Source organism: Dactylosporangium sp. NPDC000521, assembly GCF_042898305.1.
Lineage (GTDB): Bacteria > Actinomycetota > Actinomycetes > Mycobacteriales > Micromonosporaceae > Dactylosporangium.
In genome coordinates, this window is sequence record NZ_JBIAYW010000008.1 from 127,365 (window position 1) to 144,031 (window position 16,667).

Below are 16,667 nucleotides of genomic sequence, written 5' to 3' on the forward strand. Positions count from 1 at the left end.
CTCCTGTACGCGACGCAGCGGCGGCGGTTCTCACAATCGCGGGACCGCCGCCGTGGGCGAAACGTTGCGGCGAGGACAAGAAGCGGTACGCGCGACGGAAACGTGGCCTTCGTAACTTCGCCGTCATGACTCTCGCCGTGGAAACCACCGAGCCTGGCGCACAGCCCCCGGCCCCCCGCCGCGGCGGCCGCTGGATCACCGACTGGCGGCCAGAAGACCGCACCTTCTGGGAGGACGGCGGCGCGAAGATCGCCCGGCGCAACCTCATCGTCTCCATCCTGTCGGAGCACATCGGCTTCTCCATCTGGAGCCTCTGGTCGGTCTTCGTGCTCTTCCTCGGCCCGAAGTACGGCTTCGACCCGGCGCAGAAGTTCCTGCTCACCAGCGCCCCGACCCTCGTCGGCGCGGTGCTGCGGCTGCCCTACACGTTCGCCGTCGCGACCTTCGGCGGCCGCAACTGGACCATCTTCAGCGCCCTCATGCTGCTGGTGCCGAGCGTCCTGGCCGGCATCGTCCTGGAGCCCGGTGTCTCCTTCACCACCCTGCTGATCGTCGCGTCGGTCGCCGGCGTCGGCGGCGGCAACTTCGCCTCCTCGATGGCCAACATCAACGCCTTCTACCCGCAGCGGCTCAAGGGCTGGGCGCTCGGCGTCAACGCCGGCGGCGGCAACATCGGCGTCCCCGCCGTCCAGCTCGTCGGCCTGCTCGTCCTCGCCACCGCCGGCGCCGCCCACCCGCGCCTCATCGTCCTGATCTACCTGCCGCTCATCGTGATCGCGGCGGCCCTCGCGGCGCTGTACATGGACAACCTCGCGCACGCCGCGAACGACCGGCACGCCATGCGTGACGTCATCAAGGACCGCCACGCGTGGATCATGTCACTGCTGTACATCGGCACCTTCGGCTCCTTCATCGGCTTCGGCTTCGCGTTCGGCCAGGTGCTCCTCGTGCAGTTCAAGTCCGACTTCGACACCCCGGTGAAGGCGGCCTATCTCACGTTCCTCGGCCCGCTGCTCGGCTCGCTCATCCGCCCCGTCGGCGGCGCCCTCGCCGACCGCTTCGGCGGCGCCAGGATCACCTTCTGGAACTTCGTCGGCATGGCCCTCGGCGCCACCCTGGTGCTCACCGCGTCGCGGCAGCACTCCCTGCCGCTGTTCCTGACCGGGTTCATCGCGCTGTTCGTCTTCAGCGGCATCGGCAACGGATCGACCTACAAGATGATCCCGGCGATCTTCCGCGCCAAGTACCCCACGGACGAGAACCAGTCCCGGCGGCTCGCCACCGCGCTCATCGGCGTCGCCGGCGCGATCGGCGCGGCCGGGGGCGTGCTGGTCAACCTCGCCTTCCGGCAGTCGTTCCTCGCGTACAAGACCGGCGACGGCGCATACCTCGCATTCCTCGCCTTCTACGCGGTCTGCTTCGCCGTCACATGGTTCGTCTACCTCCGCAGGTCACCCGGCCGGCCCGGAGGGGTCCTCGAAGGGGTCTGAGGCCGTTTTGACTCGCACAACAGCGGCCCGGTATCGTGGACCGCTGTTGTGCGATGACAAGGCGTCCCCACTGTTCGGGTACGCTAGGTGGTCGTGCGCCCCTTTAGCGCCGCCATGAGAGCGCACCCCAGAACCGACGACGTGGAAGACAAGGTAGACCTGTGGGTACGTACAGCCCGAAGCCGGGTGAAATCGAGCGCGTGTGGCACGTGATCGACGCGTCGGACGTCGTGCTCGGCCGTCTGGCCACGCACGCCGCCACGCTGCTGCGCGGTAAGCACAAGCCGACGTTCGCCCCGCACGTTGACACCGGCGACTTCGTCATCGTCATCAACGCCGGCAAGGTGGCGCTGACCGGCAACAAGCGGCAGACCAAGATCGCCTACCGTCACTCGGGTTACCCGGGTGGTCTCAAGGCGGTCGGCTACGAGGAGCTGCTGACCAAGAACCCGGAGCGGGCGATCGAGCTGGCCGTCAAGGGCATGCTCCCGCACAATCGCCTCGGTGCCCGGCAGATCCGGAAGCTGAAGGTCTACGCGGGCGCCGAGCACCCGCACGCCGCGCAGCTGCCCCAGCCGTTCGAGATCAAGCAGATCGCGCAGTGAGCGCGGACGAAGGACTGAGCGTGACCGACGAGATCGTCGAGACCATCGACACCGAGGCCGCTGAGCCGGCCGCCGCTGCTGTCGCCACCGTCGAGACCCCCGCCGTTGAGACGACGGCCAAGGTCCCGACCCGTTCCCGCCGCGCCGGCCAGCCGATCCAGACCGTTGGCCGCCGCAAGGAGGCCATCGTCCGGGTCCGCCTGGTTCCCGGCACCGGCAAGTTCCTTCTCAACGGCCGTGAGCTGGAGAACTACTTCCCCAGCAAGGTCCACCAGCAGTCCGTCAAGGAGCCGCTGGTCATCGTCGAGAAGCTCGAGCAGTTCGACGTCTTCGCCAACCTGCGCGGCGGCGGCACCACCGGCCAGGCCGGCGGCCTGCGTCTCGCGATCGCCCGCGCGCTCGTCGAGAACGACCCCGACGACCGCCCGGCGCTGAAGAAGGCCGGCTTCCTCACCCGTGACGCCCGCGCCACCGAGCGCAAGAAGTACGGTCTGAAGAAGGCCCGTAAGGCTCCGCAGTACTCGAAGCGCTAACCAAGCTTCGCGGCCGGGTGCACCCTGGAGGTGTACCCGGCCGATTTGCGTTCGCGGCCCTTTCGGATCGACGGTTCGCGGCCTTTAAAGCTCAACGGAGGTATCGCAGTGGGGCGACTCTTCGGCACCGACGGCGTCCGCGGACGCGCCAACGCCGACCTGACTCCCGAGCTGGCGATGGCCGTCGCCATCGCCGCGACCCAGGCGCTGTTCGAGCGCGACCACTCCCACGCGCCCCTGGCGGTCGTGGGCCGCGACCCGCGGGCCAGCGGGGAGATGCTGGAGGCGGCCGTCGTCGCCGGCCTCACCAGTGCCGGCGCCAACGTGATCCGCGTCGGCGTCCTGCCCACCCCGGCCGTCGCCTACCTCACCGGCGTGCTGTCCGCCGACATCGGCGTGATGCTGTCCGCGTCGCACAACCCGATGCCCGACAACGGCATCAAGCTCTTCGCCGCCGGCGGTCACAAGCTCCCCGACGAGGTCGAGGACGAGATCGAACGGCTCATGACCGAAGGCACCAAGAAGCGCCCCACCGGCGCCGGTGTCGGCCGCGTCACCGACCTCGACGACGGCGAGGACCGCTACGTCCGGCACCTGCTGACGTCGCTGCCCGGCCCGCTCGTCGAGCTCAAGGTCGTCGTCGACTGCGCCAACGGCGCCGCGTCCTCCGCCGCCCCCGAGGCCTACCGGCGGGCCGGCGCGTCCGTCGTCGCGATCAACGCGGACCCCGACGGGCTCAACATCAACGAGGACTGCGGCTCCAACCACCTCGAGCAGCTCCGCGCCGCCGTCGTCGAGCACGGCGCCGACCTCGGCATCGCCCACGACGGCGACGCCGACCGCTGCCTCGCCGTCACCGCCGCCGGCGACGAGGTCGACGGCGACCAGATCATGGCCGTCCTCGCCCTCGCCATGCGCGACAGCGGCCAGCTCACCGACGACACGCTCGTCGCCACCGTCATGAGCAACCTCGGCCTGAAGATCGCCATGGCCGACGCCGGCATCCGGCTCCTGGAGACCCGCGTCGGCGACCGGTACGTCCTCGACGAGCTCCGCGCGAAGGGCCTCGCCCTCGGTGGCGAGCAGAGCGGGCACATCGTCATGCCCGCGTACGCGACCACCGGCGACGGCGTGCTCACCGCCCTGCACCTCATGGGCCGCATGACCGGCACCGGCCGGACCCTCGCCGACCTCGCCGCCGCCGTCCAGCGGCTGCCGCAGGTCCTGATCAACGTGCCCGTCGGCGACCGCGCCGCGGCCGCCAAGGCCCCCCAGGTCCTCGACGCCGCGAAGCAGGTCGAGGCGGAGCTCGGCGGCACCGGCAGGGTCCTGCTCCGCCCGTCGGGCACCGAGCAGCTCGTCCGGGTCATGGTCGAGGCGTCCACCCTGGAGATCGCCCGCGAGGCCGCCGAGCGCATCGCCGCCATCGTCAGGACCGTCTCACCCGCCTAGGCTCTCCGTGATCCCGGATGGTTCCGGTGGCTCCGGCCACCAGAACCGTTCGCGATCACGGAGCGGGCGTACCGGGGAGTAACGTGCGGCGCATGACTGACGCCCGCACCGTTCTCGTCACCGGCGCATCCCGCGGCATCGGCAAGGCGACCGCCGTCGCCTTCGCCGCGCAGGGCTGCAACGTCGTGCTCACCTCCCGGGACCAGGAGGCGCTCGACGCCGTCGCGGAGGAGATCCGCGCCGCCCACCCGTCCGTGGGGGTGCTCGCCCACGCCGCGCACGCCGCGGAGCCCGACCAGGCCGGCGCGGCCGTCGACGCCGCCATGGCCCGGTTCGGCGCGATCGACGTCCTGGTCAACAACGCCGGCACCAACCCGTACTTCGGCCCGCTCATGGACATCGACCCGGTCCGCGCGGAGAAGACCGCACGGCTCAACCAGTTCGGCCCCGTGCTGTGGAGCCAGCTGGCCTGGAAGGCGTCGATGTCGTCGCGGGGCGGCGCGATCGTCAACGTCGCGTCCGTCGGCGGGCTGCTCACCGAGCCCGGCATCGGCTACTACAACGCGACGAAGGCCGCGGTCATCCACCTCACCCGCCAGCTCGCCGCCGAGCTCGCCCCGGCCGTCCGGGTCAACGGCGTCGCGCCCGGCATCGTGCGCACCAAGCTCGCCCGCGGACTGTGGGAGAACAACGAGCAGTACCTCAGCGAACACCTGCCGCTGGGTCGCATCGGCGAGCCCGACGACATCGCGGACGTCATCACCTTCCTGGGTGGGCCGGCGTCACGCTGGATGACCGGCCAGACGCTCGTCATCGACGGCGGCGCCCAGATCCGCTCGTCGCTCGCCTGAACCAGACGACGCGTGCCGCTCGTGGCCTTCATCGGCGCGTGCCGCTTCTGGGCTCTCTTGGCGCGTGCCCGCTTCTGGGCTCCATCGGCGCGTGCCGCACCTGGGCTCTCTTGGCGCGTGCCGCACCTGGGCTCTCTTGGCGCGTGCCGCACCTGGGCTCCATCGGGTGGCACGCGTCGCTTTCGTCCCGCTGTGCGCAGGAGTCATGCGCAATCACGACAGTTTCGAGCATTAGGCATGCTCGAATTTCTGCTACGGTACGGGACATGTGCGGAATCGTGGGGTACGCCGGATCGCGTCCAGCCTTGAACATCGTCCTGGACGGCCTACGCCGGCTGGAGTACCGCGGGTACGACTCCGCCGGGGTCGCCATCGTCGACGGCGTCCTGCGCACCGCCAAACGCGCCGGCAAACTCGCCAACCTCGAGAAGGCCCTGCAGAGCGAGGACGGCCTCGACACCGGCACCACCGGCATCGGCCACACCCGCTGGGCCACCCACGGCGGCCCCACCGACCGCAACGCACATCCGCACCGCTCCGTCGACGGCCGGGTCGCCGTCATCCACAACGGCATCATCGAGAACTTCGCGAAGCTGCGCACCGAACTGGAGCAGCAAGGCATCGAGTTCGCCAGCGACACCGACACCGAATGCGCGGCACACCTGCTCAGCATCGAGCTTGCCCGTCTTGACCCGGCCGATCCTGCTGAGTGTCTGGCCGAGGCCATGCGGGCCGTCTGCCGCCGGCTCGAGGGCGCGTTCACCCTCCTCGCCGTCGACGCCCAGGCTCCCGGCGCCGTCGTCGGCGCGCGCCGCAACTCGCCGCTCGTCGTCGGCCGCGGCCAGGGCGAGAACTACCTCGCCAGCGACGTCGCCGCGTTCATCGAACACACCCGCGAGGCCGTCGAGCTCGGCCAGGACCAGGTCGTGCTGATCACCGGCGACACCATCGTGATCACCGACTTCCTCGGCAACCCCGCCGAAGGCAAAGACTTCCACATCAACTGGGACATCTCCGCCGCCGAGAAGAGCGGCTACGACTACTTCATGCTCAAGGAGATCGCCGAGCAGCCGCACGCTGTCGCCGAAACCCTCCTCGGGCGGCTCAACGAGCAGGGCGACCTGCTGCTCGACGAGGTGCGCCTCACCGACCAGGACCTCCGCGACGTCGACAAGGTCTTCATCGTCGCCTGCGGCACCGCCTACCACGCCGGCATGGTCGCCAAGTACGCGATCGAGCACTGGACCCGCATCCCCTGCGAGGTCGAGCTCGCCAGCGAGTTCCGCTACCGCGACCCGGTCCTGGACCGCTCCACGCTCGTCGTGGCCATCTCCCAGTCCGGCGAGACCATGGACACCCTCATGGCCCTGCGGCACGCGAAGGAGCAGAAGGCCCGCGTCCTGGCCATCTGCAACACCAACGGCTCCACCATCCCGCGCGAGTCCGACGCCGTCCTGTACACCCACGCCGGCCCCGAGATCGCGGTCGCCTCGACCAAAGCGTTCCTGACCCAGCTCGTCGCCTGCTACCTGGTCGGCCTGCACCTCGCGCAGGTCCGCGGCATCAAGTACGCCGACGAGGTCGGTGCCGTCGTCGCGCAGCTGCAGGAGATGCCGCAGAAGGTCGAGCAGGTCCTGGCGATGATGGAGCCGATCCGCAAGCTCGCCCAGGAGCTCGCCGACGCCAAGAGCGTCCTCTTCATCGGCCGGCACGTCAGCTACCCGGTCGCCCTCGAAGGCGCGCTGAAGCTCAAGGAGCTCGCCTACATGCACGCCGAAGGGTTCGCCGCCGGCGAGCTGAAGCACGGGCCGATCGCCCTCATCGACGAAGGCACCCCCGTCGTCTGCGTGGTGCCGTCGCCCCGGGGGCGCGGCGTCCTGCACGACAAGGTCGTCTCCAACATCCAGGAGGTGCGGGCGCGGGGTGCCCGCACCATCGTGATCGCCGAAGAAGGCGACACGGCGGTCGAACCCTACGCCGACCACCTCTTCCACGTGCCGGTCACCCCGACGCTGCTGGCGCCGCTGGTCACGACCGTCCCGCTGCAGGTCCTCGCCTGCGAGATCGCGTCAGCCCGCGGGCACGACGTCGACCAGCCGCGCAACCTGGCCAAGTCGGTTACCGTCGAATAGGCGTTTGTGACAGGCTTGGCACTGTGATCGTGTCATGAGAGCCGCATGGCGGGTGGCGCAAGTCCGTGCGGCCGAAGAGGCCCTCATGAAGACCCTGCCCGGCGGTGCGCTCATGCAGCGCGCCGCCGCCGGCCTCGCCAGGCGCTGCGCGCAGACCCTGCCCAAGGTGTACGGCAGCCGCGTCCTGCTCCTCGTCGGCCCCGGCAACAACGGCGGGGACGCGCTCTACGCCGGCGCCTTCCTCGCCCGCCGCGGCGCGCACGTGTCGGCGCTGGTCCTGGACCCTTCCCGCGTCCACACCGGCGCTCTCGCCGCGCTGCGCGCCGCCGGCGGCGGTGTGCTGTCTGCTTCCGGTGCGTCTTCTCCCGGGTCCTTTGACCTCGTCGTGGACGGCATTCTCGGTATCGGCGGCCGCGGCGGGCTGCGCGAGCCGGTCGCGAGCCGCGTCGCCGACGTCGCCGGGGCACTGCGCGGCACCCCGGTCATCGCCGTCGACGTGCCGTCCGGCGTGGACGCCGACACCGGCGCCGTCACCGGCATGGCCATCCACGCCGACATCACCGTCACCTTCGGCGCCCTCAAGCCCGGCCTGCTCGTCGGCGCCGGCGCCGTCCACAGCGGACTCGTCGAGCTCGTCGACATCGGCCTGACGCCCTTCCTCGCCGGCGACCCCGCCTGCTACGTGCCCGACGCCTCCGACGTCGCCGCCTGGTGGCCCCGCCCGGCCGCCGACGACAACAAGTACTCCCGCGGCGTGGTCGGCGTCGCGTCCGGCTCCGACGAGTACCCGGGCGCCGCCGTCCTCTCCGTCGCCGGCGCCCTGGCCGGCCCGGCCGGCCTGGTCCGCTACGCCGGGGGTGCGGCCTCTCTGGTGCGGGCCCAGCACCCTCCCGTCATCGCGACCGACCGGGTCGCCGACGCCGGCCGGGTCCAGGCCTGGACGTGCGGCAGCGGCCTGGGCACCGACGAACGCGCGTACACCGAGCTGCGCACCGTCCTCGGCGCGCCCGTCCCCGCCTGCCTCGACGCCAGCGCGCTCACCCTGCTCGTCGACGCCCGCATGGCCGACTGGCTCCGCGACCGCGACGCCCCGACCGTCGTCACCCCCCACGACGGCGAGTTCCAGCGCCTCGCCGGCGGCGCCCCCGGCGACGACCGCATCACCGCCGCCGTGCACCTCGCCGAGCGCATGGACTGCGTCGTCCTGCTCAAGGGCAACCGCACGATCGTCGCCAGCCCCGACGGCCGCGTGTACGTCAACCCGACCGGCACCCCCGCCCTCGCCACCGGTGGCACCGGCGACGTCCTCGCGGGCCTGCTCGGCTCCCTGCTCGCCGCCGGCCTGCCCGCCGAGCAGGCGGCGATCGCGGCCGCCTTCACCCACGGCCTCGCCGGCCGCCTTGCCGCCGCCACCGGCCCCGTCACCGCCGCCGACGTCGCCACCCACCTCCGCGAGGCGGTGTCAACCCTGCACCACTGACCCCTTCCGGCGAGCCGTCCCGACACGCCGAGCACAGTCACGCTCCGTGTCGGCCCGCTCGGAAATTTTTCGGGCGGTGCTAGGGTCGATGAAAGAGGCCGTCGACACCGGGCCGGTTCCCGTGCTTTCGATCGCAGCCGCCTCGTGGTCCCGTGTTCTGCCAGTGTCCGAGCCGCGCCGCCCGCTTTCGCGCGTTGTCGCAGGTGTCACGGTCGCAGCCGGCGGCATTCTCCGCGATCGACGTCAGGCTCGGCCGCTTGCGGGCGTGCCGGTCGCGGAGCGGGTGTGGCTGCTCACGCAGCGCCTGGGTCGCGCGGCTCGGCTGGCTGGTGGCGGGCGTGGACCAGGGGTGCGCGGCACAGTTCGGGGTTGGGGCAGGAACTGGGGCTGAGCCGGGTGGTCGGGGCACCGCTTAGGCTTAGTCGCATGTGGCAGGCTCAGGTCCGGATCGACCTCGACGCGATCCGGCACAACGTGGCGACCCTCAGAGGGTTGCTGCGGCCTGAGACGGCCCTGATGAGTGTCGTGAAGGCCGATGCGTATGGGCACGGCATGCTGCCCGTCGCGGACGCCGCTGTGCGGGCCGGGGCGAGCTGGCTCGGCGCCGCCACCCTCGACGAGGCGCTGGCGCTGCGCGAGCACGGCGTCGGCGGCGGGGTGAGGGTTCTTTCGTGGTTGCACAGTCCGGGGCGGCCGCTGGTCGAGGCGGTCGAGGCGGACGTGGACCTGTCGGCGGCGTCGGTCGCCGCGCTGGACGAGATCGTGGACGCGGCGCGGAAGGCGCGGCGGGTCGCGGCGGTGCACTTGAAGATCGACACGGGGTTGTCACGGAACGGGGCGGCGCGGGGGGACTGGCCGGGGTTGGTCACGGCGGCGGCGAAGGCGCAGGCCGGCGGGGATGTGGAGATCGCGGCGATCTGGAGCCACTTCGCGTGCGCGGACGAGCCGGGGCACCCCTCGATCTTGCGGCAGCAGCTGGCGTTCGACGATGCGCTCGACGTGGCGGCCAGGCTGGGGGTCGAGCCGCCGCTGCGGCACCTCGCGAACTCCGCCGCGGCGCTGACGCTGCCTGAGAGCCACTTCGAGCTGGTTCGGGTGGGTTTGTCCACGTATGGGCTGTCGCCGATTCCCGGTGCCGCGCCTGATCTGCGGCCCGCGATGAGTGTTCATGCGCGCGTCGCGCTGGTGAAGGCCGTTCCGGCCGGCGAAGGCGTTTCCTACGGCCACACGTACAAGGTGCTCAAGGACACCAACCTGGCCCTGGTGCCGGTCGGGTACGCCGACGGGGTCCCGCGGTCGGCGAGCAGCCGCGGGCTGGTCCACATCGGCGGGAAGGTGCGCCGGGTCGTCGGGCGGGTGTGCATGGACCAGATCGTCGTGGACTGCGGCGACGACGACGTCCGCGCCGGTGACGAGGCCGTGCTCTTCGGCGCCGGTACGCGCGGCGAGCCGACCGCCGACGACTGGGCCTCGGCCGCCGACACGATCAACTACGAGATCGTTACGAGGATGGGCAGCAACAGAACACCGCGGGTGTACCTGGGGGAGAGCGCATGACGGGTAGCGAGGTCGAGAAGAGCAGCCGGCGCCGGAAGGTCGGGATCATCGGCGCGATCCTCGGTGTGGCCGCCGCCGGTGTCGCAGCCGGGGTCGCGACCGAGCGGTACCTCGTGCACCGGTCGAAGAACGCCGACGACGTCTACGCCGATGAGGAGTTCGGTGTCTGGGACTTCGACGAGGAGCTGACCGTCACCACCGACGACGGCATCGATCTGCACGTCGAGATCGTGAACGGGCCGGAGGACGGGGCGGAGGACGCGCCCACGCTCGTGTTCGTGCACGGGTTCTGCCTCGACATGGGCACGTTCCACTTCCAGCGCCGGGCGCTGGAGGGCAAGCACCGCATGATCTTCTACGATCAGCCGGGCCACGGCCGCTCCGGCCGGCTCCACAAGGGCGAGTACTCGCTCGACGCCCTCGGCGCGGGGCTCCGCGCGGTGCTGCAGGCGGCCGCCCCGACCGGCCGGGTCATCCTGATCGGCCACTCCATGGGCGGCATGACCATCATGGCGCTGGCCGAGCAGGTCCCGGAGCTGTTCGAGTCGCGGGTCGACGCGGTCGTGCTCATCTCCACGTCCGCCGGCAAGCTGGACCAGGTCACGTTCGGCCTGCCGGAGGTGGTCGCGAAGTTCCGCCGGCCGCTGATGCCCATCGTCGGCCTCGCCGCCCCGATCAGCTCCAATGTCGTCGACCGCGCCCGGCGCGCCTCCACCGACCTCGCGTGGCTGCTGACCCGCCGGTACGGCTTCGGCACCGCCCGCCCGAGTCCCGCCCTCGTCTCGTACGTCGAGAAGATGAACACCACCACGTCGACGGACGTGATCGCGCGGTACCTGCGGACCCTCTACACCCACGCCCGGCTGCTGGTCCTCGGGCCGCTGCGCAAGGTGCCGGTGCTGCTCATCTGTGGCGACCGTGACGTGCTCACCCCGCTCACCCACACCCGCGAGATCGCCGCGGTGCTGCCGGAGGCGGAGCTGGTCGTCGTCGCCGACGGTGGGCACGTCGTGATGCTCGAGCACGCCGAGGAGGTCAACGACGCCATCGAGACGTTCCTGAAGAAGGTCCAGGACCGGTGACGTCGCGAGCGGTACAGCTGCCGACGGCCGCCGACACGCACGAGTTCGGCAAGAGGCTCGCCGCGGTCCTCCACGCCGGGGACATCGTGCTGCTCACCGGGCCTCTCGGCGCGGGCAAGACGGCGCTCGCCCAGGGGATCGGCGCCGGGCTGGAGGTGCAGGGCGCGGTGACGTCACCGACGTTCGTGATCGCCCGCGTGCACCGTCCCGTCGTCGCGGGGTGCCCCGCGATGGTGCACGTCGACGCGTACCGCCTCGGGGACGTCAAGGACCCCATCGGCGAGCTCGACGCCCTCGACCTCGACGCCACCGTCGAGGACTCGGTGACGCTCGTCGAATGGGGTGAGGGGTTCGTCGAGCACCTCGCCGACGACCATCTGGAGCTGCGCCTGACCCGCCACGACGACGACACGCGCACCGTCACCGTCGTCCCGCACGGCGCCGGCTGGCCCGCCCGCGTGGCACACCTCGCACCGGCGAAGAAGAGCGACGACAGCGCCGCGACCTGACCTAGCCGGCGAGGAGCAGCGACGACAGCGCCGTGAGCCGACCGTACCGGCGAGGAAGAGCGACGACAGCGCCGTGAGCCGACCGTACCGGCGAGGAAAGAGCGACAAGAGCGCCGTCAGCTGACCGTACCGGCGAAGAAACGCCACAGCAGGTCACCAACCTAGGCGGGCTGCAGGACCTCCCAGACGTCGATCGATGTGCCTTCGTCGTCGGTACGCCGGGCCAGCAGGTGCCGCCCCTGGTGGCAGAACGCGGTCCGGACCTGCCGCGCCGGTGACAGGTCCGCGCGGAACACCTCCGCCTCGGTCTCGACGTCCCGCACGCACACCGATCCGTCGAGCACCGCGGCCCGCAGCCGCCCGTCGGGGCTCGCCATCTCGGTCGCGAACGCGTCCGCGCGGCTGGTGTCCGTGTACCCGGCGAACCGCCGCGTCAGGTCCTCCCCGACGATCCGGTCGAGCCGCGCCCCGGTCGCCAGGTCCCACACGGTGGCCACGTCCCGCCGGTACCGGCCGACGCTCGCCGCACCCTCACCGGTCGCGACGAGCCGCCACTCGCCCTCGTTGACGAGGACCGCGTCGGGCCGGTGCGCGTCGGAGAAGCTGCTGGTCATGCGCCCCGACAGGACGTCCCACACGGCGAAGTGGCCGTCGGCGTCCCAGGTGACCAGCGCCAGCTGCTGGTTGGGGCCGAGCGCCACCTGCCCGTGCTGCGGGCGGCCCGCGCCGCGGCCTGGACGCAGCTCCGTGACCAGCGCACCGCTGTCGACCGAGCGGACCTTCACGTACTCGCCGGTCCGCGACCACTCGACCAGCATCCGGCGGTCCGGCATCAGCAGCCAGTCGCCCGCGACCCGCAGGTGGTGCCGCTTCGCGAGCTGGAACCGTTCGGCGGTCGGCACGATCCGCACGTGCGCCGCGGCCGTGCCCGACACCACCATGCCGCCGACCGGCACGCGCTGCTCCAGCAGCACCCCGCCGGCGCGCCCCGCGGTGAGGTCGAAGACCCGGTCGTCGGCGGTGCGGATCTGCGCGAGCGGCGCGCCCGCCGGATACGGCTCACCCTCCTTCGCCAGCCAGCGCACCAGCCGCCCCCGCCCGCCGGGGACCGTCCACGCGAGCGGCTCGACCCGCCACGGCGCGGGGTCCACCGGCAGCGTCCGCGTCGCTCTGTCGCCGGCCAGCCGCGCCGCGCCCCGCAGCACCGCCAGCTCCGGCTCCGGCGGCCGTGTCACCGGACGGCCGAGCCCCGCGTGCAGCGCCTGCGCCACCCCCGGCAGGTGCGCGCAGCCGCCGACGAGCACCACGGCCGCCACCTCCGCCGGCACGATCCCCGCCCGCGCGATCACCGCCCGGCAGCTGGCGATCAGCCACCGGTTCGCCGGTTCGGTCAGCTGCTCCAGGAGGTTCCGGCGCATGGTGTACGCAGGAGCGCCCGGCTCGACCTGGTCGGTCGCCTCCGGCGCCTCGCTCAACCGATGCTTGAGCCGGCGCACGATGTCGAGGGCGTGGAAGTTCGCCCGCACACTGACGTCGCCGCCGGCCGCGAACGCGGGCTCCACCCACTCCGTCAGGGTGGCGCGCAGGTCCGCGGCGAGCACCACGTCGAGGTCGCGCCCGCTGCCGGAGCTCTCCTGGCTCAACGGCACCGCCACCCCGCGCTGCAGCTGCGTCAGCGTGGCGCTCCACGTCGCCCCGAGGTCGCAGACCAGCACGTGCGCGCCGTCGGGCAGGTCCAGCTGCGCCAGGGGGTCGGCGACCGCCGCCGACGGGTCGTGCACCAGCTCCACGTCCGGGAACCCGGCGACCGCCGCGGCCGTCACCAGCACCTCCCGGCGCGGGTCGTGCGTCCGGTACGCCGCCGGCACCGTCACCGCGAGCCGCGTGACCTCGCCGTGCTGCCGTCTCGCCTCCTGGACGACCGTGTCGAGCGCCGCCGTGACCAGCTCGGCGCCGTTGACGAGCTGGTCGCCGAGCCAGATCGGGGCGTTCGCGTCGACGGCCCGCCGCACCCCGTCGACGTAGTGCCGGGGATGCTGGTCCCTGAGCCGCTCACCCGTGACCAGCCGCTGGCTCGCGGGGTCGAGGCTCGCTCCGCCGGGCAGGCGGGTGGCGCCGGTCGCCGGATCCCGCACCAGGCGCAGCTGCTCCCGCGTGTGCTCCAGCCCTTGCTCCCGCGTGACGACCGCGGCGGACAATGCCCAGGATCCCAGGTCCACGACCAGGACCGGCTCAGTCATACCGCTCTCCTGCCGCACGCGGGTCGATGTCGGCCGATGCTAGGCCCGGCTCGTTGCGGACCTGTTAACTGACCGGACCGCGACCGCCGGAAGTGTCAGACCCGGTCGGTAGAGTTGGCGGCGTGCTGGTGATGGTGGTGGACTCCTCGACGCCCGCGGTGACGGCGGCGCTCGTCCGCGTCGACGAGCTCGCGGTCGCCGTCGTCGCCGAGCGGGTCACCGTCGACGGGAAGGCCCACGGCGAGCTGCTCGCCCCGCAGATCCAGGCGGTCCTCGCCGAAGGTCACGCGGCCCCCGGCGACCTGGCCGCGGTCGTCGCCGGCACCGGGCCCGGCCCGTTCACCGGCCTGCGCGCCGGCATGGTCACCGCCGCCGCTCTCGCCCACGCCCTCGACGTCCCCGTCTATGGCGTCTGCTCCCTCGACGGCATCGGCCACCCCCTCCCCGGCCGCGTCCTCGTCGCCACCGACGCCCGCCGCAAAGAGATCTATTGGTCCGTCTATCACGACGGCACCCGCGTCACCGGCCCCGCCGTCGACAAGCCCGCGGCGGTGGCCGCAAGGGAAGGCCTTGCCGTCGACGGGGCGGCCGGGGACGGGGCCGAGAAGTATGCCGACGTGCTCGGCCTGCCGGTGCTGCCGCTGCTGCACCCTTCCGCGCGGGCGCTGGCCGAGCTGGCCGCCGACCGGGTCCTGTCCAAGGCGCCCAGCGAGACGCTCGTCCCGCTCTACCTGCGCAGGCCCGACGCCGTCGCGCCCGGCGAGCGGAAGCCGGCGCTGCCGTGACCGTCGCGCTGGCCGAGCTCCGCTGGTTTCACATCGAGTCGCTGCTGCCGATCGAGGACGAGCTGTTCGGGGAGGAGCGGTGGTCCGCGGGCATGTTCTGGAACGAGCTCGCCAACGGCCACCACTATCTCGTGGCCCTCGACGGTGAGCGGGTCGTCGGGTATGCCGGGCTGGCCCTCGCCCCGCCCGACGAGGCCTGGATCCAGAATGTCGGGGTCCGCAAGGACGCGCAGCGGCAGGGCATCGGGCGGCGGCTGCTCGAAGCGCTGCTCGACGAGGCGGCCCGGCACGGCATCCGGCAGGTGCTGCTCGAGGTCGCCGTCGACAACCTGCCCGCGCAGAAGCTGTATGCCGGCTACGGGTTCGAGGGTGTCGGCGTCCGCAAGGGCTACTACCAGCCGAGCAACACGGATGCGTTGGTGATGAGACGTGAAGACTGAGCCCCTTGTCCTCGGCATCGAGACGTCCTGCGACGAGACGGGCGTCGGCATCGTCCGCGGGCACACGCTGCTCGCCGACGAGGTCGCGTCGAGCGTGGAGGAGCACGCGCGGTTCGGCGGGGTCGTCCCTGAGGTCGCCAGCCGCGCCCACTTCGAGGCGATGGTCCCGACCGTCCAGCGTGCCCTCGACACCGCCGGGATCACGCTGGGCGACGTCGACGCGATCGCCGTCACCGCCGGGCCCGGGCTCGCCGGTGCGCTGCTCGTCGGTGTCGCCGCGGCGAAGGCGTATGCGCTCGCCGCCGGCAAACCGATCTATGGCGTCAACCACCTCGCCGCGCACGTCGCCGTCGACACCCTGGAGCACGGCCCGCTGCCCGAGCCGGCGATCGCCCTGCTCGTCTCCGGCGGGCACTCGTCGCTGCTGAAGGTCGACGACCTCGCCGGCCGGGTCGAGCCGCTCGGCGCGACCATCGACGACGCCGCCGGGGAGGCGTTCGACAAGGTCGCTCGGCTGCTCGGGCTGCCGTTCCCGGGCGGGCCGCCGATCGACCGCGCCGCCCGTGAGGGGCAGATCGTCATTCCGTTCCCGCGTGGGCTGACCGCCGCCCGGGACCTGGTCGAGCACCGGTTCGACTTCTCGTTCTCGGGCCTGAAGACCGCGGTCGCGCGCTGGGTCGAGGCCCGGCAGCGCGCCGGGGAGCCGGTTCCCGTCAACGACGTCGCCGCCAGCTTCCAGGAAGCGGTCTGCGACGTGCTCACCGCCAAGGCCGTCGACGCCTGCCTCGCCGGCGGCGTGCGGACCCTCGTCATCGGTGGTGGCGTCGCCGCCAACTCTCGCATCCGCGCCCTCGCCCAGGAGCGCTGCGACAAGCACGGCATCACGCTGCGCGTCCCGCGCCCCAAGCTGTGCACCGACAACGGCGCCATGGTCGCCGCCCTCGGCTCACACCTCGTCGCCGCCGGCGCCACCCCCGGCCGGCTCGGCCTGCCCACCGACTCCGCGATGCCCGTCACCCTCGTCACCGCCTGACCCCGACCCCTCAGACGGAGCCCGCGCCTGCCCACCGCGCGGAACAACGCCGAGCCGGCACCGCCCGGCGGCCTCTCGCTGGATGCGGCGCGTTTGCGAGGGGGCGGTCGGGTCGGCATCGCCCGGCGGGCGCTCGTGGGATGCGGCGCGTTTGCGAGGGGGCGGTCGAGCTGGCACCGCCCGGCGGCCTCTCGTGGACGGTGCGGTGTGCTCCTGGGCATGTTCCGGGGGTCATTGACGTCAGAGGTGCTGGCCGAATTCGATGGAACCGGACCGGCGTGCGGTGTGGCAGGCGGAGATCGAAGGACGGATCCGGCTGCCCGCACGGCCAGAACCGGCCTTGGATCACGACGGCTGCGGCGGCAAACCCCGGCCGGCCCAACGCGAACCTCCATCGCCGCTGACCGGACACAGCGGATCACCCATGGAGAACCCGCTCGTCGCCATGGAGGCCACGGCCTTCAACGGCGTGAGCGGA

General features: G+C 72.2%; 15 protein-coding genes. 14 read left to right on the top strand and 1 reads right to left on the bottom strand.

Translation table 11 applies throughout. From position 1 onward, the window contains the following. Nucleotides 1-125 precede the first annotated feature (125 nt). The 10 genes from ACFY3L_RS26195 (at nucleotide 126) to tsaE (ending at nucleotide 11,691) form a co-directional block, all read left to right on the top strand. Entirely contained in the window at nucleotides 126-1,490 is a 1,365-nt protein-coding gene (locus ACFY3L_RS26195) for a nitrate/nitrite transporter (RefSeq protein WP_389329146.1), read from the top strand. A 161-nt stretch (nucleotides 1,491-1,651) separates the two neighbouring features. After that, on the top strand, nucleotides 1,652-2,095 hold the full coding sequence (gene rplM, locus ACFY3L_RS26200; RefSeq protein ID WP_354776596.1) for a 50S ribosomal protein L13: 444 nt from the start codon (nucleotides 1,652-1,654) through the stop codon (nucleotides 2,093-2,095). Nucleotides 2,096-2,115: 20 nt separating this feature from the next. After that, complete coding sequence (gene rpsI / locus ACFY3L_RS26205; protein WP_389329149.1) at nucleotides 2,116-2,628, top strand: 30S ribosomal protein S9; 513 nt, start codon at nucleotides 2,116-2,118, stop codon at nucleotides 2,626-2,628. 108 nt (nucleotides 2,629-2,736) lie between these two features. Next, on the top strand, nucleotides 2,737-4,080 hold the full coding sequence (gene glmM, locus ACFY3L_RS26210) for a phosphoglucosamine mutase (protein WP_389329152.1): 1,344 nt from the start codon (nucleotides 2,737-2,739) through the stop codon (nucleotides 4,078-4,080). A 92-nt stretch (nucleotides 4,081-4,172) separates the two neighbouring features. Next, nucleotides 4,173-4,931, top strand: coding sequence for an SDR family oxidoreductase (locus ACFY3L_RS26215; RefSeq protein ID WP_389329155.1), 759 nt, complete (start codon nucleotides 4,173-4,175; stop codon nucleotides 4,929-4,931). Nucleotides 4,932-5,197: 266 nt separating this feature from the next. Beyond that, entirely contained in the window at nucleotides 5,198-7,063 is a 1,866-nt protein-coding gene (glmS, locus tag ACFY3L_RS26220) for a glutamine--fructose-6-phosphate transaminase (isomerizing) (protein WP_389329158.1), read from the top strand. Nucleotides 7,064-7,097: 34 nt separating this feature from the next. Then, the gene (locus ACFY3L_RS26225; RefSeq protein WP_389329161.1) at nucleotides 7,098-8,543 is read left to right on the top strand and encodes an NAD(P)H-hydrate dehydratase; all 1,446 of its coding nucleotides are present in this window, start codon (nucleotides 7,098-7,100) and stop codon (nucleotides 8,541-8,543) included. Nucleotides 8,544-8,969: 426 nt separating this feature from the next. Then, on the top strand, nucleotides 8,970-10,100 hold the full coding sequence (gene alr / locus ACFY3L_RS26230; protein ID WP_389330087.1) for an alanine racemase: 1,131 nt from the start codon (nucleotides 8,970-8,972) through the stop codon (nucleotides 10,098-10,100). After that, nucleotides 10,097-11,182, top strand: a complete 1,086-nt coding sequence (locus ACFY3L_RS26235; RefSeq protein WP_389329163.1) for an alpha/beta fold hydrolase — start codon at nucleotides 10,097-10,099, stop codon at nucleotides 11,180-11,182. Before alr ends, ACFY3L_RS26235 begins: the two co-directional genes overlap by 4 nt. Continuing rightward, nucleotides 11,179-11,691, top strand: a complete 513-nt coding sequence (tsaE, locus tag ACFY3L_RS26240; protein ID WP_389329166.1) for a tRNA (adenosine(37)-N6)-threonylcarbamoyltransferase complex ATPase subunit type 1 TsaE — start codon at nucleotides 11,179-11,181, stop codon at nucleotides 11,689-11,691. Before ACFY3L_RS26235 ends, tsaE begins: the two co-directional genes overlap by 4 nt. Before the next feature lie 161 nt (nucleotides 11,692-11,852). Here tsaE and ACFY3L_RS26245 read toward each other — a convergent pair whose 3' ends face one another. Then, the gene (locus ACFY3L_RS26245; protein WP_389329169.1) at nucleotides 11,853-13,931 is read right to left on the bottom strand and encodes an Hsp70 family protein; all 2,079 of its coding nucleotides are present in this window, start codon (nucleotides 13,929-13,931) and stop codon (nucleotides 11,853-11,855) included. A 122-nt stretch (nucleotides 13,932-14,053) separates the two neighbouring features. Here ACFY3L_RS26245 and tsaB point away from each other — a divergent pair, with 122 nt between their 5' ends. The 4 genes from tsaB to ACFY3L_RS26265 all read left to right on the top strand — a co-directional run. Beyond that, nucleotides 14,054-14,716 carry a tRNA (adenosine(37)-N6)-threonylcarbamoyltransferase complex dimerization subunit type 1 TsaB gene (tsaB, locus tag ACFY3L_RS26250; protein WP_389329171.1) on the top strand — a complete coding sequence of 221 codons (663 nt, stop codon included), beginning with the start codon at nucleotides 14,054-14,056 and terminating at the stop codon, nucleotides 14,714-14,716. After that, the gene (gene rimI, locus ACFY3L_RS26255) at nucleotides 14,713-15,156 is read left to right on the top strand and encodes a ribosomal protein S18-alanine N-acetyltransferase (protein ID WP_389329174.1); all 444 of its coding nucleotides are present in this window, start codon (nucleotides 14,713-14,715) and stop codon (nucleotides 15,154-15,156) included. Before tsaB ends, rimI begins: the two co-directional genes overlap by 4 nt. Continuing rightward, nucleotides 15,146-16,189 carry a tRNA (adenosine(37)-N6)-threonylcarbamoyltransferase complex transferase subunit TsaD gene (gene tsaD, locus ACFY3L_RS26260; protein ID WP_389329177.1) on the top strand — a complete coding sequence of 348 codons (1,044 nt, stop codon included), beginning with the start codon at nucleotides 15,146-15,148 and terminating at the stop codon, nucleotides 16,187-16,189. The genes rimI and tsaD overlap by 11 nt, the downstream gene beginning before the upstream one ends. Nucleotides 16,190-16,451: 262 nt before the next feature. After that, on the top strand, nucleotides 16,452-16,667 hold a 216-nt coding region (locus tag ACFY3L_RS26265; protein ID WP_389329180.1), incomplete at its 3' end, for a hypothetical protein.